General features: G+C 72.9%; 29 protein-coding genes. 10 read left to right on the top strand and 19 right to left on the bottom strand.

Annotated elements, in window-relative coordinates; all coding sequences use genetic code 11:
- Positions 1-240, top strand: a complete 240-nt coding sequence (locus HUN59_RS04815) for a MoaD/ThiS family protein (RefSeq protein WP_241490121.1) — start codon at positions 1-3, stop codon at positions 238-240.
- On the opposite strand, the gene HUN59_RS04810 is transcribed toward HUN59_RS04815, so the two are convergent.
- The 5 genes from HUN59_RS04810 to HUN59_RS04790 all read right to left on the bottom strand — a co-directional run bounded on the left by HUN59_RS04810 (position 237) and on the right by HUN59_RS04790 (position 4,416).
- Positions 237-1,262 (bottom strand): ABC transporter ATP-binding protein, encoded by a 1,026-nt coding sequence (locus tag HUN59_RS04810; RefSeq protein WP_254629994.1) that lies wholly within the window; start codon positions 1,260-1,262, stop codon positions 237-239. The genes HUN59_RS04815 and HUN59_RS04810 overlap by 4 nt on opposite strands.
- Positions 1,259-2,059, bottom strand: coding sequence for an ABC transporter permease (locus HUN59_RS04805; protein ID WP_174777674.1), 801 nt, complete (start codon positions 2,057-2,059; stop codon positions 1,259-1,261). Before HUN59_RS04805 ends, HUN59_RS04810 begins: the two co-directional genes overlap by 4 nt.
- On the bottom strand, positions 2,056-2,808 hold the full coding sequence (gene modA / locus HUN59_RS04800; protein WP_174779373.1) for a molybdate ABC transporter substrate-binding protein: 753 nt from the start codon (positions 2,806-2,808) through the stop codon (positions 2,056-2,058). The genes HUN59_RS04805 and modA overlap by 4 nt, the downstream gene beginning before the upstream one ends.
- Positions 2,809-2,896: 88 nt before the next feature.
- Positions 2,897-3,940 (bottom strand): HesA/MoeB/ThiF family protein, encoded by a 1,044-nt coding sequence (locus tag HUN59_RS04795; RefSeq protein ID WP_174777673.1) that lies wholly within the window; start codon positions 3,938-3,940, stop codon positions 2,897-2,899.
- A 62-nt stretch (positions 3,941-4,002) separates the two neighbouring features.
- Positions 4,003-4,416, bottom strand: a complete 414-nt coding sequence (locus HUN59_RS04790; protein WP_174777672.1) for a TOBE domain-containing protein — start codon at positions 4,414-4,416, stop codon at positions 4,003-4,005.
- Positions 4,417-4,507: 91 nt separating this feature from the next.
- Between HUN59_RS04790 and HUN59_RS04785 the strand changes: the two genes are divergently transcribed.
- Positions 4,508-6,145: a glycosyltransferase family 39 protein gene (locus tag HUN59_RS04785; protein WP_174777671.1), complete on the top strand. Its 1,638-nt coding sequence runs from the start codon at positions 4,508-4,510 to the stop codon at positions 6,143-6,145.
- A gap of 44 nt (positions 6,146-6,189) precedes the next feature.
- Here the strand turns inward: HUN59_RS04785 and HUN59_RS04780 are convergent, their stop codons facing one another.
- From HUN59_RS04780 to HUN59_RS04755, 6 genes are all read right to left on the bottom strand, one after another.
- Positions 6,190-7,122, bottom strand: coding sequence for a 4-(cytidine 5'-diphospho)-2-C-methyl-D-erythritol kinase (locus HUN59_RS04780; protein WP_058741189.1), 933 nt, complete (start codon positions 7,120-7,122; stop codon positions 6,190-6,192).
- Positions 7,123-7,131: 9 nt separating this feature from the next.
- Positions 7,132-8,436, bottom strand: a complete 1,305-nt coding sequence (locus HUN59_RS04775; protein WP_114850523.1) for an O-acetylhomoserine aminocarboxypropyltransferase/cysteine synthase family protein — start codon at positions 8,434-8,436, stop codon at positions 7,132-7,134.
- A complete protein-coding gene (locus HUN59_RS04770) occupies positions 8,436-9,515 on the bottom strand; it encodes an LLM class flavin-dependent oxidoreductase (RefSeq protein ID WP_174777670.1) in 1,080 nt (359 codons plus the stop codon). Before HUN59_RS04770 ends, HUN59_RS04775 begins: the two co-directional genes overlap by 1 nt.
- An 85-nt stretch (positions 9,516-9,600) precedes the next feature.
- On the bottom strand, positions 9,601-10,596 hold the full coding sequence (locus HUN59_RS04765; RefSeq protein ID WP_058741192.1) for an ATP-grasp domain-containing protein: 996 nt from the start codon (positions 10,594-10,596) through the stop codon (positions 9,601-9,603).
- A gap of 52 nt (positions 10,597-10,648) precedes the next feature.
- On the bottom strand, positions 10,649-12,154 hold the full coding sequence (locus HUN59_RS04760) for a sensor histidine kinase (protein WP_174777669.1): 1,506 nt from the start codon (positions 12,152-12,154) through the stop codon (positions 10,649-10,651).
- Entirely contained in the window at positions 12,151-12,837 is a 687-nt protein-coding gene (locus tag HUN59_RS04755; RefSeq protein ID WP_174777668.1) for a response regulator transcription factor, read from the bottom strand. Before HUN59_RS04755 ends, HUN59_RS04760 begins: the two co-directional genes overlap by 4 nt.
- Positions 12,838-13,007: 170 nt before the next feature.
- Here HUN59_RS04755 and HUN59_RS04750 point away from each other — a divergent pair, with 170 nt between their 5' ends.
- Positions 13,008-13,583 (top strand): hypothetical protein, encoded by a 576-nt coding sequence (locus tag HUN59_RS04750; RefSeq protein ID WP_174777667.1) that lies wholly within the window; start codon positions 13,008-13,010, stop codon positions 13,581-13,583.
- On the opposite strand, the gene HUN59_RS04745 is transcribed toward HUN59_RS04750, so the two are convergent.
- A complete protein-coding gene (locus HUN59_RS04745) occupies positions 13,576-14,418 on the bottom strand; it encodes a helix-turn-helix transcriptional regulator (protein WP_174777666.1) in 843 nt (280 codons plus the stop codon). The genes HUN59_RS04750 and HUN59_RS04745 overlap by 8 nt on opposite strands.
- Before the next feature lie 101 nt (positions 14,419-14,519).
- Here HUN59_RS04745 and HUN59_RS04740 point away from each other — a divergent pair, with 101 nt between their 5' ends.
- Positions 14,520-15,260: an SDR family oxidoreductase gene (locus HUN59_RS04740; RefSeq protein ID WP_174777665.1), complete on the top strand. Its 741-nt coding sequence runs from the start codon at positions 14,520-14,522 to the stop codon at positions 15,258-15,260.
- Between the two features lie 86 nt (positions 15,261-15,346).
- On the opposite strand, the gene HUN59_RS04735 is transcribed toward HUN59_RS04740, so the two are convergent.
- From HUN59_RS04735 to rsmI, 5 genes are all read right to left on the bottom strand, one after another.
- Entirely contained in the window at positions 15,347-15,763 is a 417-nt protein-coding gene (locus HUN59_RS04735) for a hypothetical protein (protein ID WP_174777664.1), read from the bottom strand.
- A gap of 58 nt (positions 15,764-15,821) precedes the next feature.
- Positions 15,822-16,670 carry a 16S rRNA (adenine(1518)-N(6)/adenine(1519)-N(6))-dimethyltransferase RsmA gene (gene rsmA / locus HUN59_RS04730; protein WP_174779372.1) on the bottom strand — a complete coding sequence of 283 codons (849 nt, stop codon included), beginning with the start codon at positions 16,668-16,670 and terminating at the stop codon, positions 15,822-15,824.
- 2 nt (positions 16,671-16,672) lie between these two features.
- Positions 16,673-17,611 (bottom strand): TatD family hydrolase, encoded by a 939-nt coding sequence (locus tag HUN59_RS04725; RefSeq protein WP_174777663.1) that lies wholly within the window; start codon positions 17,609-17,611, stop codon positions 16,673-16,675.
- Entirely contained in the window at positions 17,608-19,188 is a 1,581-nt protein-coding gene (metG, locus tag HUN59_RS04720) for a methionine--tRNA ligase (protein WP_144804969.1), read from the bottom strand. Before metG ends, HUN59_RS04725 begins: the two co-directional genes overlap by 4 nt.
- Positions 19,189-19,318: 130 nt before the next feature.
- A complete protein-coding gene (rsmI, locus tag HUN59_RS04715; protein ID WP_174777662.1) occupies positions 19,319-20,140 on the bottom strand; it encodes a 16S rRNA (cytidine(1402)-2'-O)-methyltransferase in 822 nt (273 codons plus the stop codon).
- A gap of 55 nt (positions 20,141-20,195) precedes the next feature.
- On the opposite strand from rsmI, the gene HUN59_RS04710 reads away from it, so the two are divergent.
- On the top strand, positions 20,196-21,827 hold the full coding sequence (locus HUN59_RS04710; RefSeq protein WP_174777661.1) for a dolichyl-phosphate-mannose--protein mannosyltransferase: 1,632 nt from the start codon (positions 20,196-20,198) through the stop codon (positions 21,825-21,827).
- Between the two features lie 305 nt (positions 21,828-22,132).
- On the opposite strand, the gene HUN59_RS04705 is transcribed toward HUN59_RS04710, so the two are convergent.
- The gene (locus tag HUN59_RS04705) at positions 22,133-22,792 is read right to left on the bottom strand and encodes a TetR/AcrR family transcriptional regulator (RefSeq protein ID WP_167510130.1); all 660 of its coding nucleotides are present in this window, start codon (positions 22,790-22,792) and stop codon (positions 22,133-22,135) included.
- Positions 22,789-23,094: a helix-turn-helix domain-containing protein gene (locus tag HUN59_RS04700; protein ID WP_174777659.1), complete on the bottom strand. Its 306-nt coding sequence runs from the start codon at positions 23,092-23,094 to the stop codon at positions 22,789-22,791. Before HUN59_RS04700 ends, HUN59_RS04705 begins: the two co-directional genes overlap by 4 nt.
- A gap of 293 nt (positions 23,095-23,387) precedes the next feature.
- Here HUN59_RS04700 and HUN59_RS04695 point away from each other — a divergent pair, with 293 nt between their 5' ends.
- From HUN59_RS04695 to HUN59_RS04675, 5 genes are all read left to right on the top strand, one after another.
- Positions 23,388-24,014, top strand: a complete 627-nt coding sequence (locus HUN59_RS04695) for a helix-turn-helix domain-containing protein (protein ID WP_174777658.1) — start codon at positions 23,388-23,390, stop codon at positions 24,012-24,014.
- A gap of 591 nt (positions 24,015-24,605) precedes the next feature.
- Entirely contained in the window at positions 24,606-24,794 is a 189-nt protein-coding gene (locus HUN59_RS20055; RefSeq protein ID WP_174777657.1) for a helix-turn-helix transcriptional regulator, read from the top strand.
- Entirely contained in the window at positions 24,784-25,050 is a 267-nt protein-coding gene (locus HUN59_RS04685; protein ID WP_174777656.1) for an HNH endonuclease, read from the top strand. The genes HUN59_RS20055 and HUN59_RS04685 overlap by 11 nt, the downstream gene beginning before the upstream one ends.
- A gap of 9 nt (positions 25,051-25,059) precedes the next feature.
- Positions 25,060-25,362 (top strand): hypothetical protein, encoded by a 303-nt coding sequence (locus HUN59_RS04680; RefSeq protein WP_174777655.1) that lies wholly within the window; start codon positions 25,060-25,062, stop codon positions 25,360-25,362.
- A gap of 2 nt (positions 25,363-25,364) precedes the next feature.
- Positions 25,365-25,622, top strand: a complete 258-nt coding sequence (locus HUN59_RS04675; RefSeq protein WP_174777654.1) for a hypothetical protein — start codon at positions 25,365-25,367, stop codon at positions 25,620-25,622.
- Positions 25,623-25,926: the final 304 nt, after the last annotated feature.

Genomic DNA, 25,926 nt, shown 5'->3' with positions numbered 1-25,926 from the left:
GTGACGACCCTCCGCTTCTTCGCGGCGGCCCGCGCCGCGGTCGGCCAGGACGAGACCACCACGTCCGCCGCGACCCTCGACGACGCCCTACGCGCCGTCACCGCCGCCGATGCCGAGCGCTGGACGGCGCTGCAGGAGCGCTGCTCCTACCTGGTCGACGGGGTCACCACCCGCGACCGCTCGACACCGCTCGCGGGCGTCGACACGGTCGACGTCATGCCGCCGTTCGCCGGCGGCTAGGCGTCCGGCTCGTAGACCGCGACCTCGTCCGGCGCGACCGACAGCCGGACCGTGACGCCCGGCGCCAGTCCGAGCCCCGCGGCCGTCGCGACCGTCACGTCCGCCACCAGGTCGGCGGTGCGCACGCGCACGAGTCCGTCGCGCGGCTCCAGCGCGGTCACGGTGCGCGCGGGTCCTGCCCCGTCCCGCGTCATGCGGACGGCCGTCGGGTGCAGGGCGGCGACGACGGGCCGGCCGGGAGGCACGGTGCCGGTCGTCGACGCCAGCGCCCCGCCGCCGTCGAGTGCGATCCCGTCCGCGGTGGCCGTCCCGCGGACGAGCGCGAGTCCGGAGAAGGACGCCGCGAACGGCGTCCGGGGGTGTCGGAGCACCGCGTCGACGGGTCCCTGCTCGACGACGCGTCCGTCCTGCAGCACCACGACCCGGTCGGCGAGCGCGACGGCCTCGAGCGGGTCGTGCGTGACGAGCACCGTCGGCCGACCGGCGCGTGTGGTGGTGAGGGCCTCGCGGACGGCGGCGCGGGCGTCGACGTCGAGCGCCGTGGTGGGCTCGTCGAGGAGCATGACCGCCGGGTCGGTCGCGAGCACCCGGGCGATCGCGACGCGTTGGGCCTGCCCGCCGGACAGCGCCCCGGGTGCCCGGTCGGCCAACCCGGCCACGCCGACCGCGGTGAGGGCCGCGACGGCCCGGTGTCGTGCCTCCCGGCCGCCCGTCCCGGCCGCGCGCGGACCGAAGGCGACGTTGTCGACGACGGACAGGTGCGGGAACAGGTCGGCGCGCTGGGCGACCAGCCCGACGCGCCGGCGGTGCGCCGGGAGCCGCGTCAGGTCGCGGTCGNCCAGCGCGACCGTGCTGTCCGGGGTGCGGAGGAGTCCCGCGACGGTCTCGACGACGGTGGACTTGCCGGCGCCGTTCGGCCCGACCAGGGCGACGCACTCCCCCGGCGCGACCGTGATCGCGACGTCGACGTCGCGGTCACGGTCGACGACGTGGACGCGCAGACCGGTGTCGGGGGCCGTCACGCGACGACCGTCCGGGTGCGGAGCGACGTGACCCCGATGACGACGACCGCGACGACCACGAGCACCAGGGCGAGGGCGACCGCCGTGTCCGGGTCGACCTCGCGCTGCAGGTAGACCTCGAGCGGGAGGGTCCGCGTGACGCCCTGCAGGCTGCCCGCGAAGGTCAGGGTGGCGCCGAACTCCCCGAGCGCGCGCGCGCCGCACAGCACGAGCCCGGAGACGATGCCGGGCAGGACCCGCGGGGTCGTGACGGTCAGGAAGGTGCGGGTCGGTCCGGCCCCGAGCGTGGCCGCGACCCGCTCGTACCGGTCACCGCCGACGCGCAGGGCGCCCTCGACGCTCGACACCAGGAACGGCATCGAGACGAACACCTGCGCCATCACGACCGCCGTCGTGGTGAACGCGATGCGCAGGCCGTGCGCATCGAGGAACGCGCCGAGCACGCCGAGTCGACCGAAGGCCGCGAGGAGGGCGAGGCCGCCGACCACGGGCGGCAGGACGAGCGGCAGCAGCACGAGGGCGCGGAGGACCCCCACCCACCGGGCGGTCGAGCGGGAGAACAGGACGGCCAGGGGGTAGCCGAGCACGAACGCGATGCCCGTGGTCACGGCGGCGGTGCCGAGGCTCAGGGCGAGGGCGGTCGTCGAGGCGGGCGAGGTGACGAGGGCGACGAAGGACCCCCAGTCGACACGACCGACCATCGTGAGGACGGGCACGACGACGAACAGGCCGCCGAGGACCGCGGGGGCGGGGAGCCACCACGGGACGGGGGTGCGGTGCTCCCGCCGACGGGTCATCCCCTCGGCCGTCCGAACCCGGCGCGCCCCAGCACCTGCTGCCCGACGTCGGACCGGACGTACGCGGCGAACGCGGCCGCGGTGGTCGGGTTCGTGGACTCCTGCAGGACGCCGATCGGGTACGTGTTGACGGCCTTGGCCGACTCGTCGAACGGGACGCCGTCGACCTTGCCCGCCGCCCCGCGGACGTCGGTGACGTAGACGAGCCCCGCGTCGGCCTGGCCGGACTCGACCTTGCCGAGCACGTCGGTGACGGACTGCTCCTCGCTGACCGGGTGGAGCTGCACGCCGGCGGCCCGCTCGACCTCCTGCGTCGCCGCACCGCACGGCACGGGGGACGCGCACGTGACGAGCTGCACGCCCGCGCGGTCGAGGTCGGCCAGGCTCCGGATGCCCTTCGGGTTGCCCGGGGCGACCGCGATCTCGAGGACGTTCGTGGCGAAGTCGCGCGGCCAGCCGGTGGCGAGGTCCGACGACGAGAGCTTCGCCATGTTGGCCTGGTCGGCGGAGGCGAACACGTCGGCGGGGGCGCCGTTCTGCACCTGGCTGACGAGGTCGCTCGACCCCGCGAACGCGAACGTGACCGTGGTGCCGGGGTGGTCCGCCTCGAACTGCTCGCCGAGCGCGGTGAAGGTCTTCTGGAGGGATGCGGCGGCGAACACGGTGACGCTGCCGGAGGGCGTCGCCGAGGCCGACGGGGTCCCGGTACCCGTGCCGCTGGTGGCGGGTTGCGCGGTGCACCCGGTCATGGCGAGACCTGCGACGACGAGCAGGACAGCGGAACGCAGGAGCGGCTTCACGGTCCGATCCTAGCCGCAGCTGCGGGTGAGGCGGCGTTCAGCTCGTCGGGTGGCCCTCGGACCGCCACGCGGTGATGCCGCCGTCGAGGACGACCGCGTCCCGTCCCGCGGCGATCGCCGTCCGCGCCCACGCGGTCGCGCGTCGCCCCGAGGCGCAGACCACGACGACCGGACGGCGGTCGTCGTCCGCGAGGTCGTCCGGCGTGACGGCCCCGGCGATCGTCCCCGTCGCACGCTCCTCGGCGGTGCGGACGTCGACGAGCACCGGTGCCGCGTCACCGGCGAGCCGCTCGGCCAGGGCGCTCGGCGAGGTGCGCTCGGGCTCGACGTCGGTCGACCGCGCCGGACGACGGCTGCCCGGACCGCGCCGCAGCGGGCTCTCCGTCCACCGCCACCGTCGGGCGTCCACCGTGAGCACCCGACCGAGCAGGGGCGCACCGAGCAGGTGTCGGTCCGGTGCCGTCGATCCGGGTCGGGGTCCGGCCAGCAGGGCCGTCACCTGGGCGGCCATCACCGCGCCGACGGCACCGCACAGCGCGGGGAGCACGCCGTCGAGCGCGCAGGACCCCTCGTCCGGCAGGGCATCCGGGTGCAGGTCGTGGAAGTCGACCGGCTCGTCCGCGGCGTCGTGGAACACCGAGACCTGTCCGTCGAACCCGAGCACCGTGCCCCAGACGAACGGGATGCCCGCGGCGGCGCAGGCGTCCGACACCGCCCGGGTGACCTCGACCCTGTCGGCCGCGTCGACCACAACGTCGTGGTCGGCCACGTGCTCCGGGCGGAAGGGCTCCGCGAGCGCGACAACGTCGGCGACCGGGTCGACCGCCCGGACCCGCGCCGCGGCGACCTCGGCCTTGGGGAGTCCGACGTCGGCGAGGGCGAAGAGCGTCTGCCGGGCGAGGTTCGAGGCGTCGACGACGTCGTGGTCGACGACCGTGATCCGCGCGAGCCCGGCACCGGCCAGGTAGGTGAGGACGGGTGCGCCGAGCCCACCGGCCCCGACGACGAGCACCCGGCCCGTGGCCAGGGCGTCGATCGCGCGCTGCCCTGCCCCGGCGAGCGCCGCGGTGCGCGAGGTCATCCGCCGACGGACCGCCACCGGGTCGGAACGCATCGGCGTGCGCATCCCGGACGGGTCGCCGGTCACCGTGCGCCTTCCGGACGGTCGGGCACCTCGACCGTCACCATCGTCGCCTTGACCGACGCGACCGCGACGGACCCGACCTCGAGCCCGAGGTCGCGCACCGCCTCCGAGGTCATCAGGGACACCACCCGGTTCGGTCCGGCCTGCAGCTCGACCTGCGCCACGACCCCGTCGACGACCAGGTCCGTGACGATCCCCACGAAGCGGTTCCGCGCGGAACTCCGCACCCCAGAGGGGTCGTCGAGCCCCGTGTCGCGTCCGCGGACGTACGCCGCCAGGTCCTTGCCGAGCACCACCGTGCGCCCGGCGGCGTCCTCGGACCGGGGCAGGGTGCCGGCCTCGACCAGGCGTCGGACGGTGTCGTCGCTGACGCCGAGGTACCGTGCAGCATCACGGATGCGGAGTGTCGTCATGGTGGACGGCACCCTACGGCATCGCGAACTCTCACGGACGGCCGGGCCCGTGCGGGGCACCTGTCCAGACGGCCCGGATACCGTCGTGGGCGTGACTCCACCCCAGACCGGCACCATCCGTGTGCCCGCGACCGTCGGCGTCCCGCCGGTCCGATCGCGCCTGCGCTCCGCGTCCTCGGCGATCGGCCTGGCCGTCGTCCGGACGCCCGAGCTCACGGTCGGGGCGATCGGCGTCCTCACCGGTGCAGCCTTCGCCTGGGTGCCGTCGCTCTGGTACGACGAGGGCGCCACGGTCACGAGCGCGCAGCGCAGCTGGCCGCAGCTCTGGGCCGAACTGCACAACGTCGACGCGGTGCACGGCCTGTACTACGCACTCATCCACGCCTGGTTCTGGCTCGTCGGCTACACGCCCTTCACCCTCCGTTTCCCGAGCGCCCTCGCCATCGGTGTGGCCGCCGGACTCCTCGTGGCGCTCGGCCGCCGGCTCGGGGGTCGCCGGCTCGGCATCACGGCCGGACTGGTGTTCATCGCCCTGCCCCGGGTCCAGTGGGCCGGTTCCGAGGGCCGCCCCTACGCGACCATCACGACGCTCGCGGTGCTGCTCACCCTCGTGGGCCTGACCGCGGTCCGACGGACACGGACGACGCACCGCACCCGCTGGTGGGTGGCGTACGGCGTCGTGGCGCTCGTCTCGGTGACGTTCAACGTGTACCTGTCGCTCGCCGTGGTCGCGCACGCCGTCGCCCTCGCGTGGACGGTGGCCGCGCAGCGCCGGGCTGAACGGGTCGGCCGCGCCGCGACACCGCTCGTCAGCCGCCGGACGCTCGTTCGATGGGTCGTCGCAGCCGCCGGGGCCGCCCTGCTCGTCTCGCCCCTCGTGCTCGAGGTGATGGCCCAGTCGAAGCAGGTCGCGTGGATCTCCGGCATCGGGGAGCGCACGCTCCCGCAGGTGTTCTCCACCGCCTGGTTCGGCGGGATCACCCTGTACGCGGCCGTCGCCTGGGTCCTCATGGCCCTCGGCACCGCCGTCCCGCTGATCGCCGCGCGTCGCCGTGTCCCCGACGTCCGCGACCTCGTCCGGGCGCAGGCGGTCCGCGTCGCGCTGCCCCTCGCGGTGCTGCCCACGAGCGTGCTGCTCATCGCGACCGCGCTCGGCAAGCACCTGTACTCCCCCAAGTACGCGTCGCTGAGCCTGCCGTTCGTGGCGCTCCTCATCGCCCTCGCCGTCACGCTCGTCCGTCCGCGGGCCCTGCTCGCCGCCGCCGTGGCCGTCTGCCTGGTCGGCGGCATCCCCTCCGCCGTGTACGTGAAGAGCCCGCAGTCCAAGCAGGACTCCACCTGGGCGAACGCCGCGTCGATCATCTCGAGCGAGCGTGCCGGTCGTGCCGGTGCGAACGAGGGCGTCGTGTTCGGCAGTGTCTACGGACACCCGGGGACCACCGCCGACATCATCCGGATCTCGTACCCGTGGGCGTTCACCGGCATGACCGACCTGGGCGCGACCAAGATCGGCGCCGAGAGCGGTGTGCTGTGGAACCAGAACGGTGACCTCGCGACCACCATCCCGGCCCGGCTCGGCGAGATCGACACCGTGTGGTTCGTCGGTGGCACCCCGAAGGCGCGGAACATCGAGCCGGAGACCGCCGCCGTCCTGGCCGAGCACGGCTTCCACGTCGAGCAGCAGTTCCGCTCCGGCCGCGTCGTGATGACGGAGTTCGTGAAGGGCTGACGCCCGGACGGTGCAGCGGCTGGAGCGCGCGGCAGCGCAGACGGTCAGTGCACGACGCGTGCGCCGTGCACAGGGCCGGTCGCCCGGAGCGCCACGAGCCCGGCGGCGCTCAGCTCGACCTGCACCTCGAGCGCGGCGTCCCGGTCGGCGACCAAGAAGGCCACGGTCGGTCCGCTGCCGGACACGATGCCCGCGAGCGCCCCCGCCTTCTCGCCGATCTCGAGCGTCGTCGCGAGCGCCGGCTGGAGCCGCATCGCCGGCGCCTGCAGGTCGTTGTGCAGGCAGTCCGCGAGCAGCCCCGGGTCCCCCGCGCGGAGCGCCTGGAGCACGTTCGCCTCGACCACAGGGGTGGTCGGCGCCGGCCGGATGTCGGCCCGGTAGCGCTCCCGGTGCGCGTCGAGCGCGCGGTACACGGCCGGGGTCGAGAGTCCGGCGTCGCTCAGCGCGAGCACCCAGTGGAACTCCCCCTTGGCGAGCGCCGGGCTGAGCTCGTCCCCGCGCCCGGTGCCGACGGCCGTGCCGCCGGCGAACGCGAACGGCACGTCCGCCCCGAGCCGTGCGGCCAGCGCCAGCAGCCCCTCACGGCCGAGCGCCGTGCCCCACAGCGTGTCCACCGCGAGCAGGGTCGCCGCGGCGTCCGCGGACCCCCCGCCCATGCCGCCGGCGACCGGGACCTGCTTGTCGATCGTCAGCCGGACCCCGCCGCGGTGCCCGGCGGCGTCCGCGACCAGGCGGGCTGCGCGGATCGCGAGGTTCGACTCGTCGGTCGGGACCCCGCTCGTGTCGATCGGGCCGGTGAACCGCACCGAGAAGTCGTCGGCGGGTTCGGCGGTGACGTCCTCGTACAGCGACACCGCCTGGTACGCCGTCGCGACGTCGTGGTAGCCGTCGTCCTGCAGGGCCCCGACGGACAGGAACACGTTGATCTTGCCGGGAGCGCGCACCCGTACGCGGGTCGGAGCGGCCAGCGAGGTCATGGCTCCAACCTATCCCGCGCGCGCTGCGGTGAAACCACGCTCCAGGTCGGCCAGGACGTCGTCGACGTGTTCGAGCCCGATCGACAGTCGGATCAGCCCCTCCCCGACGCCCGCAGCCGCTCGCTCCGACGGGGTCATCTGCACGTGGGTCGTCGACGCGGGGTGCACGACGAGCGAGCGCACGTCGCCGATGTTCGAGACGTGGTCGAACAGCTCGAGGGCCGCGACGAACCGCCGACCCGCCTCGAGCCCGCCGACCAGGTCGAACGCCAGCACCGCCGACGGTCCCTTCGGCACGTAGCGCTGCTGCAGGTGGTGCCACGGCGACGACGGCAGGCCCGCGTAGTGCACGCCGCCGACCTGGTCGTGCGCGTCCAGCCAGCTCGCAACGGTCGCGGCGTTGGACACGTGCCGGTCCATCCGGAGCGAGAGCGTCTGGATGCCCTGCAGCACCAGGAACGCGTTGAACGGGGCGATCGCGGGGCCGAGGTCCGCGGACAGCTTCGACCGGGTGCGCTGGATGAAGGCCCGCCGACCGAACTTCTCGGTGAACGCCGTGCCGGCGAACCCGGACTGTTCGACCGTCGTGAGCTGCGGGTACTTCTCCGGGTGTGCCGCCCAGTCGAAGTTCCCGCTGTCGACGATGATCCCGGCGATGGCGCTGCCGTGCCCGGCGAGGTACTTCGTCGCCGAGTGCACGACGATGTCCGCACCGTGCTCGATCGGCCGGACGAGGTACGGCGTCGCGATCGTGTTGTCGACGATGAGCGGGACCCCGGCCTCGTGCGCGACGCCGGCCACCCCGGCGAAGTCGAGCACGTCGCCGCGCGGGTTCGGGATGCTCTCGCCGAAGAACGCCCGCGTCTCCGGACGGACCGCGGCGGCCCACTCGGACAGGTCGGTGGGGTCCTGCACGAACGTGAAGGTGATGCCGAGGTCGCGGAGCGTCGACGCGAACAGCGTGTACGTCGCGCCGTACAGCGAGGCGCTCGACACGACGTGGTCGCCGGCGCGGGCGACGCCGAGCACCGCGAGCGACGTCGCGGCCTGCCCGGACGCCAGGGCCAGCGCACCGATCCCGCCCTCGAGGTCGGCGATCCGCCGCTCGAGCGCGGCGGCCGAGGGGTTGTTCACCCGCGAGTACGTGTGCCCGGGCGCGTCGAGCAGGAACCGCGCCGCGGCGTCCTCGCCCGACGGGTACACGAACGCGGCGGTCTGCGCGATCGGCGGCACGTTCCCGCCGAAGCCCGGGTCGGCCTTGAACCCGGCGCGGATCTGCCGGGTCTCGAACGCCCAGTCGTCCTCGACCGCCATCAGGCGACCGACCCGGCGGAGGCGGACGCGGACGCGGACGGGGAGACGGACGCACTGGTCGGACGGACGAGCGGGATGACCTGCTCGCCGAAGCGCTCCATCTCCTCGGCCTGCGGCGAGAACTGCAGCAGGAGCGTGTCGACCCCGGCGTCCTCGAACTCGAGGATCCGGTCCGCCACCTGCTGCGGCGTCCCGACGAACCCGGGGCGCAGGCCGCGGTTCGACACCGAGTAGTCCTCGAGCGACGGCACGTGCTCGAGCTGCGACTTCGAGATGAAGTCCTGGTACGACTCGTACGCCTTGCCGTGCTGCACGTCGGTGATGCGCGCGAGCTCGGCCTGGGCCTCCGCCTCGGTCTCGCGCACGATGACGTACGCGGCCATGCCGAACGCCTCGAACGGCGCTGCTCCGGCGTCCTCGCGTCGGCGGCGCATCTCGGCGATCTTCGTCCGGAGCTCGTCGACCGTGCCGCCGTGTGTCAGGTACGCGTCGGCGAAGCGCGTGATCGAGCTCTTGCCCGCCTCGCTCTCGCCGCCGGCGTAGATCCGCGGCGTGACCCGGGGCTTCGGCTCGAGGTGCGCGTTCTGCACGTCGTAGTACTCGCCCGAGAACGAGTACGGCGTCTCCGACCACAGCCCCTTGAGGATCTGGACGAACTCCTCGGTGCGCGCGTACCGGTCGTCGTGCTCCGAGAAGATGCCGCCGTACTGGCGCGCCTCCTCCGCCCACCAGGCGCTCACCACGTTGAACGTGAACCGGCCGCACGAGATCTCGTCGATGGTCGCCGCCTGCTTCGCCGTCACGGCCGGCAGGTGGTAGCCCGGGCGCATCGCGGCCATGATCTCCAGGCGCTCGGTCGTCGCCGCGAGCGCGGCCGCGAGCGCCCACGCCTCGAGGCTCGGTGCCGCCGTCCCCTTGATGTCGTTGAGGTTGAGCTCCGGCACGAGCGTCAGGTCGAAGCCGATGCGCTCGGCTCGCTGCGCGAGCCGCTTCACGTAGTCGAAGGTGACGGGCATGTCCTCGTCCTCGACGTTGCGCAGCCAACCGCCGAAGAGCGGGGTCCAGTATCCGAATCGCACGAGTGGTTCCTTGCTGGTGGGGAGGGACGGACGGGAGGCACGGGGCGGGCCCGCACCGTGCCTCCCGGCCGGTGGGTGGTTCGTCTCAGACCGCGGCGACCGCGTGGTCGCGCTCGAGGAGCGCGCCCGTGAAGCGCGCGATGGCGCGCGGTCCGGAGACCGGCGCGACCGCCTCGACGGCGGGGTTGTAGTTCGTGTTGGTGTTGATGTCGTAGACGACGGTGCGACCGTCGGTGGTCTCCATGAACTCGACGCCCGCGATCTGGATGCCCTGGTCGGCCAGGAACGTGCGGAGGCGCTGGACGAGCGGGTGCTCGGCCGTGACCTCCTCGCGGAGGCTGAACGCCGCGGGAGCGCCGGGTGCCTCGACTCCGGGCACGTCGCAGACCGCTCCGGCGATGACCTGGGGGACCTCGCACGCGTCGGCAGGGCAGAGCTCGAAGCTGCCCGCGCTCGTGTCGACCCGCACCGCGTAGACGAACTCGCCGCCGACGAACTCGGCGCGCGTGATGAACGGCTCGCGGGCCGTCAGGTACTCCTGCAGCAGGGTGATGCCGTCGACCGGAGCCTCGAACTCGGGGCTGTCGACGTACGCGTCGAACTCGGCGAGCGAGTCGAACCGGCGGACGCCGAGGCCCTTGCCGCCCTGGTTGTGCTTCGTGATGAAGGGGACGTCCTGCCCGCCGGTGAAGGTGCGGGCGGCCTCCTTGAGCGGTGCCGTGCCGAAGACGGCGGTGGTGCGCGGGACGTCGAAGCCCGCGGCCTGCAGCAGCCCGTGCTGGGCGACCTTCGACACCTCGAGCTCGAGCACGTGGCTGCCGCCGACGACCGTGCGACCGGCACGCTCGAGCCAGCCGAGCACGGCACGGGTGTACTCCTTGCTGTGCTCGTGCCCGCGGGTGTGGCTGCTGGCCGACATGCGGCTCCAGTACACGCCGGGCTCCGGCTCGGCGCCGAGGTCGATCTGCCCCTCGGTCAGCAGGATCTCCTGCACCGGGACGCCCTCGGCTGCGAAGGCGGCGGCGAGCGGCGGGAACCACTCGGGGTTCTCGTGGATGACGTACACGCGCGGAGTGCTCACCGCCCCACCCTAGGCACGGGTGGTCGGGAGGTGCCAGGAGTGTGACGCGGTGCTACCGCGCCGGGGTCCGGGGCGGGGTGGTCCCGCCGACGGACCGGGGCAGCACCACCCGGAACTCGGCGCCCGTCGTGCGCGGCACGGCCTCGATCGTCCCGCCCAGGCGCTCCGCGAGACGAGCGGCGATGGAGAGCCCGAGCCCGGTGCCGACCGGGCGGTCCGACCGGTGCCGGTCGCGCAGGGCGCCGCGCACGAACGCCCGGTGCAGGTCCCCGGCGTCGATGCCCGGGCCGTCGTCCAGCACGGTCAACGCGATCCCGTCGGGATGTTCTGCGACCCGGACCTCGACCGTCCCGTCCGCCTGGGCGACGCGCAGCGCGTTCTCGAGCAGGCCGTCGAGCAGCTGCCGGACGCGCTGCGGGTCCGACCGCAGCGGCGCCGCTGGGACCGATGACGTCACCCGGACCCTCACCCCGAGCGTCGTCGCGCGTCCGGACCACGCCGTGACCGCGTCGGTCGCGAGCACGACGGCGTCGGTGTCGACCGGGTGCACCGGGAAGTCGTCCGCCTCGGTCCGGGCGAGCGCGAGCAGGTCGGCCACGAAGGCGTCGAGTCGCTCGGTCTCGGCACGCAGGACACCGCCGACCCGGGCGACGTCGTCCGCCGGGACGAGGCCGTCGACGAGCGCGTCGGCGTAGCCCCGGACCGCGGCGAGGGGTGTGCGGAACTCGTGCGAGATCGAGAGCAGGAACTCCCGCTGGGCGGCCTCGGACCGGGCGAGTTCTGCGTCGAGCACGCCGAGCGCCTGCTCGATCTCCGCGACCTCGCGGACGGGTGCGGTCGCCCCGGGGAGTGCTCCGTGCACGCCCCGTTCCCCGCCCGCGAGACGGGTGGCGGCCGCGGCCGCGGACCGGAGCGGGCGGGTGACGAGCCGCGCGACCCCGATGCCGAGCACGACCGCGACGAGGACACCGACGAGCAGCGCGACGGCGGTCCGGCCCAGGACGGTGTCCTGGTGCAGCACCGAGACGTCCTCCACCGCGACCACCGAGCCGCCGCCGCGGGCCGGGACCGCCTCGACGAGCAGCGTGCGCCACCCGTCCGTCTGCCGGACGGACAGCCGCGTGGCGGTGGCGAGCCGTGCCTCCAGGCCGGCCGGCAGGGGCGTGGCGAGCTGCACGACCTCGCCGTCCCCGCCGAACCCCACGTCGATCCGGTGACCGCTGCGCCGCTCGATGCGGGCCGCGAAGGCGGCTCGCTCGTCCGACGGGGCGACCGCGACGGCCTGCGCCGACGAGCGCAGCACGAGCCGGGTCTGGCCGATGGACTCCTGCCGGAGGAGCTGGAAGGCGACGACGGCGACCGCGAGGGCGGCGATCACGGCGACCGCGACCGTCGTCGCGACCGTGCGGCCGGTCAGGCTGCCACGACGCCGTGGCGACCGGTGCGTCCGGGCTGCCGTGTCGGTCACGGTTGCGGGGTCGGTCACGGTTGCCGGGTCGGTCACGGCTGCTGGGTCGGTCACGGCTGCTGGGTCGGTCACGGCTGCTGGGTCGGTCACGGCTGCGCGTACGGATCGAAGGCGTAGCCGACGCCGCGGACGGTGCGCAGGCCCGCGGCGTCGCCGAGCTTCCCGCGCAGCTGCGCGACGTGCACGTCGACCGTGCGCGTCCCGCTGAAGTCCGCGACCCCCCACACGGCGCTGAGCAGCTGTGCCCGCTCGAACACCCGTCCGGGCTCGGCCGCGAGGTGCGCGAGGAGGTCGAACTCCGTCGCCGTCAGGGCGACCGGCGCGCCGTCGGCGGTCACCGTCCGGCGGTCGCGGTCGATCCGGAGCCGCCCCGCGTCGAGGACCGGCGCCGCCCGCACGGACGACCGACGCACGAGCCCGCGGACGCGTGCGGCGAGCTCCCGTCCGGAGAACGGCTTCGTGACGTAGTCGTCGGCGCCGAGCTCGATGCCGAGGACCCTGTCGACCTCGGCGTCGCGCGCCGTGACGAGGACGACCGGCGTCCAGTCGTCCGCCTCGCGGAGGGCGCGGACCACGGCGATGCCGTCGAGCCCGGGCAGCCCGATGTCCACGACGGCGGCCACGGGTGCGGCACGGCGGATGAGCGCGAGCGCGTCCTGGCCGTCCCGGACCACCGTCACCGTGAACCCGGCGTCCTGCAGGTAGAGCCGCTCGACGTCGGCGATGGCGGGTTCGTCCTCGGCGACGACCACCAGTCCCTGCAGCGTTCCCATGCGGACGATGATCGCCCGCCGAGTCCGGAGATCGGCAGCGGCCGGACCGCGGTGCGTGCGGGTCCGTACAGGACCCGAACACGGGCCTGACCTCGGCCGTGCACGCGCGCCCGACCATCGACGTGTCGGAGCGGGGAAGGCCCGGTCCGCAGGTCGAGGAAGGACCCACCATGCGCACCACCACCTCTCGGGGCCGGAGCCTGCTCGTCGTCGCGGCGGCCGTCGGCGTCTGCGCCGCAGCGGTCGGCGGGGTCGAGATCGCGAACGCCGACACCGGCACCCCGTCGTCGTCGGCCTCTGCTGCTGCCGGATCCGCCGCGCACCGGCTGACGTCGGTCGAGCGGACCGACCTGCGGCGCATCGAGCACGCACCGCCGACGTCGCTCCGGACGGCGCTCCGTGCAGCCGAGCACCACCGGACGAAGGCCGAGCGGCACGACGCGCTCGCGACCGTCGAACGCGATGTGACGGCGGGCACGTACGGCACGACGGCACAGACCCTGCTGCGGGACGTCCAGCAGGACGGCACGGGCGCCTGGCCCGCCGCGGTCGCGAAGCGGATCACGGCGGTCGAGGCCGGGAAGCGCGCGCCGGTGGACCGCGAGCTGCGCACGTTCCTGCGGCGCGCGATCGACGGACGGTACGGGAGCACGCTGCAGCAGCAGCTGGAGTCGCTCGGGTCGTCGCTGCCGGCGGTCACGCGCTCGGGGTCAGGCTCGGCGTCGGGATCGGCGTCCGTCAGCTAGCGAAGGTCTGCTGTCCGAGGACGCCCAGGAGCTCGAGCTTCTGGGCGTCCTCGCTCCCGGGGGGCGCGGTGAACAGCAGCAGGGCCTGCGCCTGGTCGTCCGTGTGCAGGACCTGGCAGTCGACCGTGATTCGTCCGAGTTCGGGCTGCACGATCGTCTTGTTGTCCGACCACCGCGTCACGACCTCGTGCCGCTCCCAGACCTCGGCGAACGCGGGGCTCCGGCGCTGCAGCTCGGCGACGAGCTCGGTCGCGCGGCGATCCCCGGGCCCGGCGAGCCCGACGGCCGCCCGCAGGGACGCGACGACCACCCGGCCCAGGCGCTCGTGCTGCTCGGGTGCGTACTTCGCCGGCTCGGTGCCGGTGACGAACCACCGCCACGCCTGGTAGCGCTCGTTGCCGGGCAGGTCGACCGACCCGCCGAGCAACGCCTTGGCGAGCCGGTTCTCGACGAGGGTCTCGCCGAGGTCGCTCACCACGATCGCGGGGGTGTCCTCGAGCCGGTCGAGCACCCGGAGGATCGCGGGGTCGACGTGGTCGGCGCGGTGCATCCGGACCGGCGCGGTGTGGCCGGCGAGGTGGAACAGGTGGTCGCGCTCGTCGAGGCTGCACCGGAGCGCCCGCGCGATGGCCGCGACCATCTGCTCGGACGGCTGCGGCCCGCGCTGCTGTTCGAGCCGCGTGTAGTAGTCGACGCTCATGCCCGCGAGGGCGGCGACCTCCTCGCGCCGCAGCCCGGGCGTGCGGCGCCGGGCCCCCGCGCCGAGCCCGACGTCCTCGGGCCGGAGCAGCTCGCGGCGGCGACGCAGGAAGTCGGCGAGGGCGTGGCGGTCCATGCGCCCATGCTCCTCCGTCCCGCGGCCCGGAACCAGGGATCGCCGGTCCCCCGATGCGCGCGTCCTGGTGCCGGGCGGGCGGGGAGCGCATCGTGGTCGTCATGGACACCACGACCAGCACCGTCTTCATCCCCGGCGCGACCTCCGGCATCGGACTCGCGCTCGCCCAGCGTCTGCAGGCAGCGGGCAGCACCGTCGTCATCGGCGGGCGTCGCCGCTCCCTGCTCGACACCCTGGCCGCCGAGCACGGCTTCGACACCGTCGCGATCGACGTCGCCGACCCCGCCTCGATCCGCAGCGCGGCCGCCGAGGTCCTCGACCGTCACCCCGCGCTCGACGGCCTCGTCACGATGTCCGGCATCATGCGGAACGAGGACCTGCGCGATCCCCGGCACATCGACGACGCCGTGGCGACCGTCGAGACGAACCTGCTCGGCACGATCCGGCTCATCGACGCGTTCCTGCCGCAGCTGCTCTCACGGCCGGCATCGACCCTGGTGACCGTCGCCTCGGGGCTCGCGTACGTGCCGCTCACGGCGACGCCGACGTACAGCGCGACGAAGGCCGCCGTGCACTCCTACACGCAGGCCCTCCGGCAGCAGCTCGCCGGCAGCTCGGTCGAGGTGCTCGAGCTGGCGCCGCCGGCCGTCCGGACCGACCTGATGGGCGGCGCGGACTTCGGCGGGATGCCCCTCGACGCGTTCGCCGACGAGGTCATGGACCTGCTGCGCTCCGGTGCGGCGCCCGAGGTCCTCGTCGAGAACGTCCTGCCGCTCCGATGGGCCGAGCGCGACGGGACGCACCAGCAGATCCTCGAGGCGATGGCCGGCCGCGGGCACTGAGCGCGTCCGGCGGCCCACCGGGGTCCCGCGCCCGGATGGTCTGCGTCCGGGCGGTCCGCGCCGGGGCGGACGGTGCGGGCTGCCGGTCAGTCGGTGTCGCCGGCGGCGCGTCGACGGCGGATCTGTGCGTCGAGGACGCGGTTCACCAGCCAGAGCGCGAGCGTGATCCCCGTGACGACGGACGCCTCGGCGGCCGTGCGGTCGAGGGTCCCTCGGAGCAACCAGTACGCGCCGCCCGCGATGATCCCGACGATCGCGACGGTGCCGATCCGGCCCGTGGCGGAGCGGTTCGAGGTCGCTTCGTCGGCGGCGTCCTCGGTCCCGAGCCGTCGGAACCACAGCCCCCACACGCCGAGTCCCAGGCCGAGCAGCACGGCTGCCCACGCGGCGTCGTCACGGACGTCCCGCACGAGGGCGACGAGGGCGAGCACGATCACCGCCAGCCCCACCACGAGGAACCCGAGCGTGATCGCGTCGGCGGTCCGGGAGCGAGGAGGGTGCACGCCTGTGAGCCTAGGGCTCCGGTCCGCGCCGGGCTCCGGCCGCGCCAGGCGCCGAGCGTCAGGACGCGTCGAGGACCGTGCGCCCCAGGCGGACGAAGTCCTCCGGCGACAGGGCCTCGCCGCGCGCGGTCGGGTCGATCCCGGCGGCCGTGAGCAGTTCTGTCGCCCGGGCGCTGCTGCCGAGCTCCCCGGACAGGCTCTGGCGCAGCATCTTCCGCCGCTGCTGGAACGCACCGTCGACGAGCGCGAACACCTGCGCCCGCAGGGCCTCGTCGCCGGGCTGGTCGTGCCGGTCGAACCCGACGAGCACACTGTCGACGTTCGGCACCGGCCAGAAGACCTGCCGGCTGATCTGCCCCGCGGTCGACCACGATCCGTACCAGGCGGCCTTGACGCTCGGCGCGCCGTAGACCTTGCTGCCCGGACCCGCAGCGATCCGGTACCCGACCTCGGCCTGCACCATCACGAGCACGCGCTCGATGGTCGGGAAGGTCGCGAGCAGGTGCAGGAGCACGGGGACGGACACGTTGTACGGCAGGTTCGCGACCACGTGGGTGGGCTGCTCGGGCACGTCGTCGGCGGCGACGGTCAGGGCGTCCTGGTGCACGACCTGCAGGCGCGCGTCCGGCTGCATCACGGCGACGGTGGCCGGCAGCTGCGCCGCGAGCCGGCCGTCGATCTCGACAGCAGTGACGGAGGCACCGGTCTCGGTCAGCCCGAGGGTGAGCGACCCCAGCCCTGGACCGATCTCGAGCACGCGGGAGTCCGCGGTGACCCGCCCGGCGGCGACGATCCGGCGGACGGTGTTGGCGTCGTGCACGAAGTTCTGGCCGAGCTTCTTCGTCGGGGTGACGTCGAGCTTGGCTGCGAGGTCCCGGATCTCCGCCGGGCCGAGCAGGGCACCCATCGTCACTCGTCCACCGTGACGGGCTCGGCGTCCCACGCGCCGTAGACGAGCTCCGTGGTCGACGCGATCTGCGCGGCGAGCATCGAGGCGTCGGTGCCGAGGGTCTCGGCCATCGACCGCAGGGTGAGCGGGATGAGGTACGGCGCGTTCGGCCGACCGCGGTACGGCGTCGGCGTCAGGAACGGTGCGTCGGTCTCGATCATCACGAGGTGGCGCGGTGCCACCAGGAGTGCGTCGCGCAGGAGCTGGGCGTTCTTGAACGTGACCGTGCCGGCGAACGACATGTACCACCCGCGCTCGGCGCAGAGGCGCGCGAGGTCGGGGCCGCCGGAGAAGCAGTGGAAGACCGTCTTGTCGGGAGCGCCGACACGCTCGAGCACCTCGACCACGGCGTCGTGCGCGTCGCGGTCGTGGATGGTCAGCGCGAGGTCGTGCTCCTTCGCGATGCGGATGTGCTCCTCGAACGACCGGACCTGAGCGGCGCGGCCGTCCTCGCCGGTGCGGAAGAAGTCGAGCCCGGTCTCGCCGATCGCCCGGACCCGGGGCAGCGCCGCGAGCCGTTCGATCCCGGCGAGGTGCTCGTCGAGCAGCCCCTGTTCCGCCAGCACGGGTGCTTCGTTCGGGTGCAGCGCGACGGCGGCGAGGACGCGGGGCTCGCGCGCGGCGATCTGCGCGGACCACTCCGAGGTGGCGAGGTCGGTGCCGACCTGCACGACACCGCGCACGCCGACGCTCGACGCACGGTCGAGGTGCTCCCGGTAGTCGAGCGGACCGTCGCCGCCCTCGCCGACGCCGTCGGCGATCTCCATGTGCGTGTGGTTGTCGTAGACCGGCACCACGAGCGCCTGGGGCAGCGGCGGGTAGCTCAGGTCCCGCTTCGACCCGCCCGACGACCCGTCGCCACGCGCCCGGACGTGCGAGCCGTCCGCCGCGTCGGTCACGCGGCGCCCTGCTCGTGCTGCGGCTCGATGCGCGGGAAGAGCCCTGACTCGAGCGGCACGACGGTCTCGGCGCCCTGCCACTCGTACGCGCGGTCGACGCGCTGCTCCGTCACGGAGCCGCCGGCGCCGATGGCCGACCAGAGCTTCTCGGTCGCCTTCGGCATCACCGGCGAGACGAGCACGTTCACGGTGCCGAGCCCCCGCAGCGCCGTCGCCAACACCGTGCCGAGCCGCTCGCGCTGTGCCTCGTCCTTGGCGAGGGCCCACGGCTCCTGCTCGGTGATGTACCCGTTCAGGGCGTCGACGAGCTCCCACACGATCGCGATCGCGTCGTGCGGCGCGAAGGCCTGGACGGCCGCGTCGGCGCGCTCGGTGACCGACACCGCGAGGGCGTCGATCGCCCGGTCCGAGTCGGTCAGCTCGCCCCGGGCGGGGACCGCACCGTCGAAGTACTTCTGGAGCATGGCGACCAGGCGCGACGCGAGGTTGCCGAACCCGTTGGCGAGGTCGGCGGCGTAGCGGGCGGAGATGTCCTCCCAGCTGAAGTTGCCGTCCTGCCCGAAGGTGATCGCGCGGAGGAAGTAGTAGCGGAACGCGTCCGAGCCGAACGTGTCGGTGATCTCCGACGGCGCGATGCCCGTCAGCTTCGACTTCGACATCTTCTCGCCGCCGACGAGCAGCCACCCGTGACCGAACACGCGCTCCGGGACCGGCAGCCCCGCGGCCATGAGCATCGCGGGCCAGATCACCGCGTGGAACCGGGCGATGTCCTTGCCGACGACGTGCACGCTCGGCCAGAGGCGCCGGAACGCCTCGTCGTCGTCTGAGCCGTAGCCGAGCGCCGTGACGTAGTTGAGGAGGGCGTCGAACCACACGTACAGGACGTGGTCGTGGTCCCAGGGGATCTGGATGCCCCAGTCGAAGCTCGACCGCGAGATCGAGAGGTCACGCAGGCCCTGCTTGACGAACGAGACGATCTCGTTCCGGACGCTCTCCGGCTGGATGAACAGCGGGTTCGACTCGTACAGGTCGAGGAGCCGCTGCTCGAAGTCGCTCATGCGGAAGAAGTAGTTGCGCTCGGCCAGGACCTCGACCGGGATCGAGTGGATCGCGCAGACCTGCTGGCCCTCGTAGGCCCCGGTGCCGGGCACCAGGTCGCTCGGCTGCTTGTACTCCTCGCAGCCCACGCAGTAGAAGCCCTCGAACTCGCCGGCGTAGATGAAGCCGTCGTCGTACAGCTTCTGCAGGAACGCGGTCACGCCGCGCTCGTGCCGCTCGTCGGTGGTGCGGATGAAGTCGTCGTTCGCCACGTCGACCGTGTCGAGCAGCGGCTTCCACGCGTCGGTGACCAGCCGGTCCGCCCACTCCTTCGGCGACACGTCGTTCGCCGACGCCGTCCGGAGGATCTTCTGGCCGTGCTCGTCGGTGCCGGTCAGCAGCCAGGTGTCGTCACCCCGCTGCCGGTGCCAGCGCGCCATGAAGTCCGCGGCGACCTCGGTGTAGGCGTGCCCGATGTGGGGCACGTCGTTCACGTAGAAGATCGGCGTGGTGATGCTGAACGAGGACCCGTCGGACATGCGGACCATCCTACGGGCGGGCGCGGACCGGATGACGCGCCCCCGCGGGCCTGTGGAGAACCCGGCCGGGCACCGGACGGGAGGATCGTGGCGGGCCCGCCCCGATCCTCCAGGCCGGTGGCCGGTCCCGTCAACGCGCGGCGAGCGCGCCCTCGTACAGGTCGCGCTTCGACAGCCCCGTCGCGTCCGCGACGGCGGACGCCGCCTCCTTCATCCGGGCACCAGCGGCGACCCGCTCGAGCACGAGCCGGACGCCGTCCTCGATGCCCGTGACGTCCGACTCCCCCGCGGCGCCCTGGACGACGACGCAGATCTCGCCGCGCACCCCGTCCGCCGCCCAGGCAGCGAGCTCGGCGAGCGTCCCGCGGCGCACCTCCTCGTGGAGCTTCGTCAGCTCCCGGCACACCACCGCACGGCGGTCGTCCCCGAAGCCGGACGCCATGTCGGTGAGCGTGTCCGCCAGGCGGTGCGGCGACTCGAAGAAGACCATCGTCCGCTGCTCCCCCGCGAGCGAGGCGAACAGCCGCCGCCGCTCACCGCCCTTCCGCGTCGGGAAGCCCTCGAACGTGAAGCGGTCGGTCGGCAGTCCGGAGACGGCGAGCGCCATGAGCACCGCGGACGGTCCGGGCAGCGCCGTCACGGTGACCCCGGCAGCCGCAGCGGCCTCGACGAGCGGGAACCCCGGGTCGCTGATCGCCGGCATGCCCGCGTCGGTGAGGACCACGACGTCCTCGTCCCGGGCGAACTCGACGACCTCGGCCGCCTTCGCCCGCTCGTTGTGCTCGTGCAGCGCGATGAGCCGAGGACGGTTCTCGATGCCGAGCGCCCGCATCAGGTGGATCGCGGTCCGGGTGTCCTCGGCGGCCACCACGCTCGCGTTCGAGAGGGTCTCGACGAGCCGGCGCGACGCGTCGCCGAGGTTGCCGATGGGGGTTGCTGCGAGGACGATCACCTCCCCATTGTGGTGGCAGGTCCGGCTCGGGGGCGATCCGTAGGATGACCTCTCGATGACCACGGAGCTGACCGACGACCCGACGACCACGCCCTCCGGGCCGGTCGGCTCCCGCCTGGACGACTGGTGGGGCCGGGTGCTCTCGACGTCGCGGCGGGTCGCCATTTGGCGCTGGACGGGTCCGCTCGCGGTGACGCTCCTCGCCGCGGTGCTGCGGCTCGTCGGGCTCGGGCACCCGCACTCGCTCGTGTTCGACGAGACGTACTACGTGAAGGACAGCTGGTCGATCGTGCACCTCGGGTACGAGGGCACCTGGCCGGCCAACGCCACGGACGAGGGTGCCCCGACCACCGACCAGCGGTTCGCGAGCGGGCAGACCGACCTCTACTCGAGCGCCGCCGAGTTCATCGCGCACCCGCCGCTCGGGAAGTACCTGATCGGGCTCGGCATGCTGCTGTTCGGCGCCGACAGCTCGTTCGGCTGGCGCATCACGGTCGCCGTGCTCGGCACCGCGACCGTCCTGCTCACTGCCCTCATCGCCCGGTCCCTGTTCCGCTCCACCGCGATCGGCACGCTCGCCGGCTTCCTGCTCGCGGTCGACGGCCAGGCGATCGTCCTGAGCCGGGTGTCCCTGCTCGACGGCGTCCTGACGTTCTTCGTCGTGCTCGGCGCCGGCGCACTGCTGCTCGACCGGCGGTGGGCGCAGCGGCGGCTCGACCGCTGGGTGGCCGCACGGACCGCGGCCGACCGGGACACGCTCTGGGGGCCGGTGCTGCTCTGGCGGCCCTGGCTGCTGGCGATGGGCCTGGCGCTCGGGGCCGCGTCGGCCGTGAAGTGGTCCGGGCTGTACTTCCTGGCGTTCTTCGCGCTGTACTCGGTGCTCGCCGACATGATGATGCGCCGCCGGGCGGGCGTGGCCTTCTGGTCGTCGAGCGCGTTCCTGCAGCAGGCACCCGTGACGTTCCTGCTCACCGTGCCGATCGCGGCCGCGACCTACCTGGCGTCGTGGACCGGCTGGTTCGTGTCGAAGGACGGCTGGGACCGGGACTGGATCGCGTCCGGCGGCGAGCGGTGGACGGGCGTGCTGGCGTGGGTGCCGGACAGCTTGCAGAACTGGTGGCACTACCAGTCCGAGATCTACGGCTTCAACATCGGCCTGCACACCCCGCACTCGTACCAGGCGAACCCGCTGCTCTGGCTGCTCATGCAACGGCCGACGTCGATGTACTACGTCGGCACGGACGCCGGGCAGGGCGGCTGCGGGTCCTCCCGCTGCGGCGAGGCCATCACCGGCATCGCGAACCCGTTCGTCTGGTACGCGGCGGTGGTCGCGACCGTGGCGCTCCTGGTGCTGTTCGTGCTGCGGCGCCGGTGGGAGCACGGCTTCGTGCTCGTCGGCGTCGCGGCGGGGTACCTGCCGTGGCTGATGTACACGGACCGCACGGTGTTCCAGTTCTACACGGTGGCGTTCGAGCCCTTCATGGTGATGGCGCTCGCGGCGGCGATCGGGCTGGTGGTCGGGCGGCGCGACGATCCCCGGCACCGTCGGACGCTCGCGCTCACCTGGGTCGGGGTGTACCTGGGCGTCGTGGTGCTCGCATCGGCGTACTGGTACCCGATGTGGACCGGGATGCAGATGCCGTGGGACTTCATCCGGTCGCACTACTGGCTGCCCAGCTGGTTGTAGGCGGTCCCGCGCGTGGGGTGCCGATCCGCGCGTGGTCGACCGATCCGCGCATGGTTGACCGATCCGCGCGTGGTCGACCGATCCGCGCATGGTTGACCGATCCGCGCGTGGAAGGGCGTTCCTTCCGTCCTCCGACGCGCGATCCGTCCTCCCATCACGCGTGCGATGGGCAGGAACGTCGCGACGCGACCGGGGGACGGACTGGAGGGACGGGTCGACCCCGCCACGAGCCTCCCGGCCGGTCGGCGGTCACCTGACGGACGTGCGGCGCGGGTCCCCGACCGGCGCGCGGCAGGCCGCGTCCGTCAGGGGGACGCGTGCAGCGCGCGCTCGAGCGCCTCGCGGTCGAGCGGCGTGCCGGGCAGCCCCGACACCGGCGCCTGCGGCAGCACCCCGTCGACGATCACCTGCGCGTACCGCCGCCACGCTTCCGGATCGGTCTCGCGTGTGGCGTCCGCGACCGCACCGACCATCGTCGTGAGCATCGGCAGGTCGCGGTGGTCGAACCCGACCCGGACGACCCCGGCCTCCCGCGCACGCTCGATGATCCGACCGACCTGCTGCTCGAGGCGGTCGCGCTCCCGCACGATCGACGGCCGACCCTTGCCGGCGCGCACGATGGTGTCGGCGAGTGCGCGGTCACGGGCGCGGAACGCGAACACGCCCATCAGGTAGACACGCAGGGCCTCGCGCGGGTCGGGTTCGTCGGCGGCGAGCGCCGCGGCGTCGTTGAGCGCCTCGAACTTGGCGGCGAGGAGCGCCTCGATCAGGGAGTCCTTGTCGGCGAAGCGTCGGTAGACGGTGCCGACGCCGACCCCGGCCTCGTGCGCGATGTCGTTGAGGGTGACCGAGGTGCCGCGTTCCGCGAAGCAGCGACGCGCCGTCTGCAGGATCAGCTCACGGTTGCGCGCGGCGTCGGCGCGGAGTGGCCGCTCGACGTCGGCGGCGGACTCGGTGGTGCTCACGCCGACGAATGTAGTTGAACGTTCTTTGCGCCACCCTGAGGGTTGTTCGGACGCGGCGTGGGAGCGACCCCCGTCTCCAGCCACTCGCGGGAGACGCCCGTCGCCATGCGCCAGAGGTTGAACTCCTTGCGACCAGCGACCTTCTCGCCGCTCTCAACGCGGCGAATTGTCGCGCGACTGAGCCCGGTTTCATCGGCGAACTCCATCTGAGTCAGGCCGCGAATCTCGCGCGCCTTCCGCATCCGGTCCTGCACAGTCCATTCCGGCACCAGGTCACCGGAAGCAAGCTCTTGCATGGTCATGCGTGCCAGATTACACACGTTCGACCAACGTGATCAAGACTCCCATCAATTCCCGGCGACACGCAATGGCCCAGCTTGCACGTCTGTAGCAAATGGCTCAGACTCTGCGGCATGGCTACTCATCTCACCTCTCGACAGGCGGCAGCCCGCGCCGGTCGAACGGTGACCACCATCAACCGGTGGGTTACCAGCGGGCGTCTCGTGCCCGCTATCGAGGTTCCCGGGTACCGCGGTGCCCGTCTGTTCACCCCCGAGGCTGTCGACGCCGCAGCAGCATCCGACAGGCAGAGCGCGTGAGCGTCGAGGCCATGGCGCTCGCTCTGCACCACAGCAACGCGTCGGGCACAGCGAAGGTCGTCCTGCTCGGGATCGCGAACCACGACGGCGACGGCGGCGCATGGCCGTCGATTCCCACCCTGTCCGTCTACGCGAACGTCACCGAGCGAAACGTCCAGAAGGCAATTGACGGCCTGCTCGCCGCTGGCGAGATTCGTCGGTTCGTCCAGGCGGGCGGGCTCCGGCACATGGCCGACTTCGATCGCCCGAACCTCTACCACGTGGCCATTCAGTGCCCGGTGAACTGCGACCGCACGCCTCGTCATCTGCTCACGTGCGTGATCTGCGGGAACGCGCTGAAGCCCCTCCAGCGGCGCGCTCGGAGCCTGACGTGCCACCGCGACGAGTGCCAGCCCGACCGGGTGTCGTCAGCGACACCCGGTGACGTCAGCGACACCCCTGGGGGTGTCGTCAGCGACACCCAAACCATCCCTCAACCATCCACATCTTCCAGTAACTACCCAACGCAACCACAGAACGCGCGCGGGGCAAGCTGCCGCACTCGCTCAGGACTTCACGACTTTCACCCCGACACCGGCTGGTGCCTCAACGCCTGCGGTGCACGACAGGAGATTCACCGATGATCACCGTCCTCGCCCTGGCCCTCTTCGCGGCCGTCATGTACCTCTGCGGCTCGATCGACCGCGACATGCGAGAGGACGACCGACGTGGCTAAGCCCTACATGCTCGTCCGCAAGACACCCATGGGCTGGTGGGTCTACTACTGCGCCTGGTGCGGCTTCGGCAGCACGCCCTTCCTCTCGTGGCGCAGTGCTCTGAGCGGCGCTGGTCGTCACTGCAACGGTGACCGTCACCAGGAGCGCACTCGTGGCTAAGCCGCTCCAGTGCCCGCAGCAGCAGCCCCACACGTCCCACACGTGGGAGTCCGTACGCGAGATCGGACGACTCTCCTGCCGCGGTGTCAGCGCACGTCACGTCCAGCCCGATAGGGGCGCTCCGCGCCCGGGCCTGGGGGCGGATCACGAACGGCCGGCCGCAGAGATCGGCGCACGCCTCCGAGAACTCGGCATCGGCATCCGCTCCGCACGCTTCGTCCCAGACCGCGGACCCGCCGTCCGCCTCGACGTCCAGGACGTGTCCCTGTGGCTCGATCCCGCCGACGTGGACGCCCTCACCATCGGACTCGCGATCGCTCGCAGGAAGGCCCTCAGCGCATGACCCGTCTCGCCACAGAGGCCGAAGTCGCCGACTGGCTCCAGGTGAAGCCCGCCACCCTCGCGAAGTGGCGACGAGCGGGAGCCGCGCCCCCGCACGTGCCCTCAGGACGCTTCGTCCGCTACGCCTGGTCCGACGTTCACGCCTGGGCCGCGAAACGGCGTCAGGGGGCCACCAGTGGCCGGTAAGCCCCGCTCGGACCTGACCAGTCGGGCCTGGAAGGCGCAGACGAAGCGGATCAAGCACCGCGACGGCTACCGCTGCACCGACTGCGGCTCCGAGAGCGACCTCACCGTCGACCACATCGTCCCGCCGTCCGTCACCGGCATCCCCGGCGACCAGTACCCGGACCACATGCTCACCACCCTCTGCCGCCCCTGCAACAGCCGCAAGGGCGCACGACTCGGCACCCGCCCCGCCTACACCAACCCCAAGTACGCCTAGGAGAACGACATGCCCCGCAAGCCCCGACCCGCACCCAAGCCCGTCGTCCGCTGCTCCGAGGACGGCACCACGACGATCGTCACCAAGACGCACGACGTCGAGGCCGCACACGACGCCATCCTTGAGTGGCTGCTCACCGATCTCGGGATGGAGGACGACGAGGCGCTCGACAACCTGACCGCGTACCTCGGCCAGACGCCGCGCAAGGCGCACGGGCGCTGGACGCTCCACGGCGCGCAGGACGGCATGCAGTGGACGCCCGCTGACCCGTCCGGTCGCGGCGTCACTCGCGCGCTCGTGTGGGTGCTCTGACCATGGACACCCTCGTCGTCGTCACCGTCGCGCTCGTCGTCCTCGTCAGCGCCGTCCTCGTCCTCGCGTACCGCACCTACCGCACGACCACATGGCACGCGCTCCGCCAGGTCAAGCGGGGCGTGATCGTCCACCTCCCGACCGATCCCGTGTGCAGGCACCATCACCACGTGCCAGCCCCAGGAACGCGCCTCCACCGGGCAGCAGCGGGCGTGCCGTGCCCGGTCTGCGACCGACCCGAGACGGACAGCCCGTGGTGAGCGCCGACCTCGACGCCCTGCCCGTGCTCGACGTGGTGTCGATCGAGTGGCCCGACGAGGACGTGCCCTGCTCGTGGACGTACGGCGACGGCTGCGATCGGGCCGCGGTGTGGTGGCACGAGTGCCGATGCGGAACGCCCACTTACTCGTGCCACGAGCATCGCGAGCGGACGGACAGGTGGCTCGAACGCAATTCGGACGACACGTACGGCTGCTTCACGTGTGAATTCAGAATGCCGCTCCCCGTTGCATGGAAGCCGCTCCGATGACGATCCGTTTCTTCTGACGACACCCCGGCCTACCC

The organism is Curtobacterium sp. Csp2 (genome assembly GCF_013347165.1).
The sequence above is the reverse complement of the archived record's forward strand: the minus strand, read 5'-3'. Positions and strand labels throughout refer to the sequence as shown.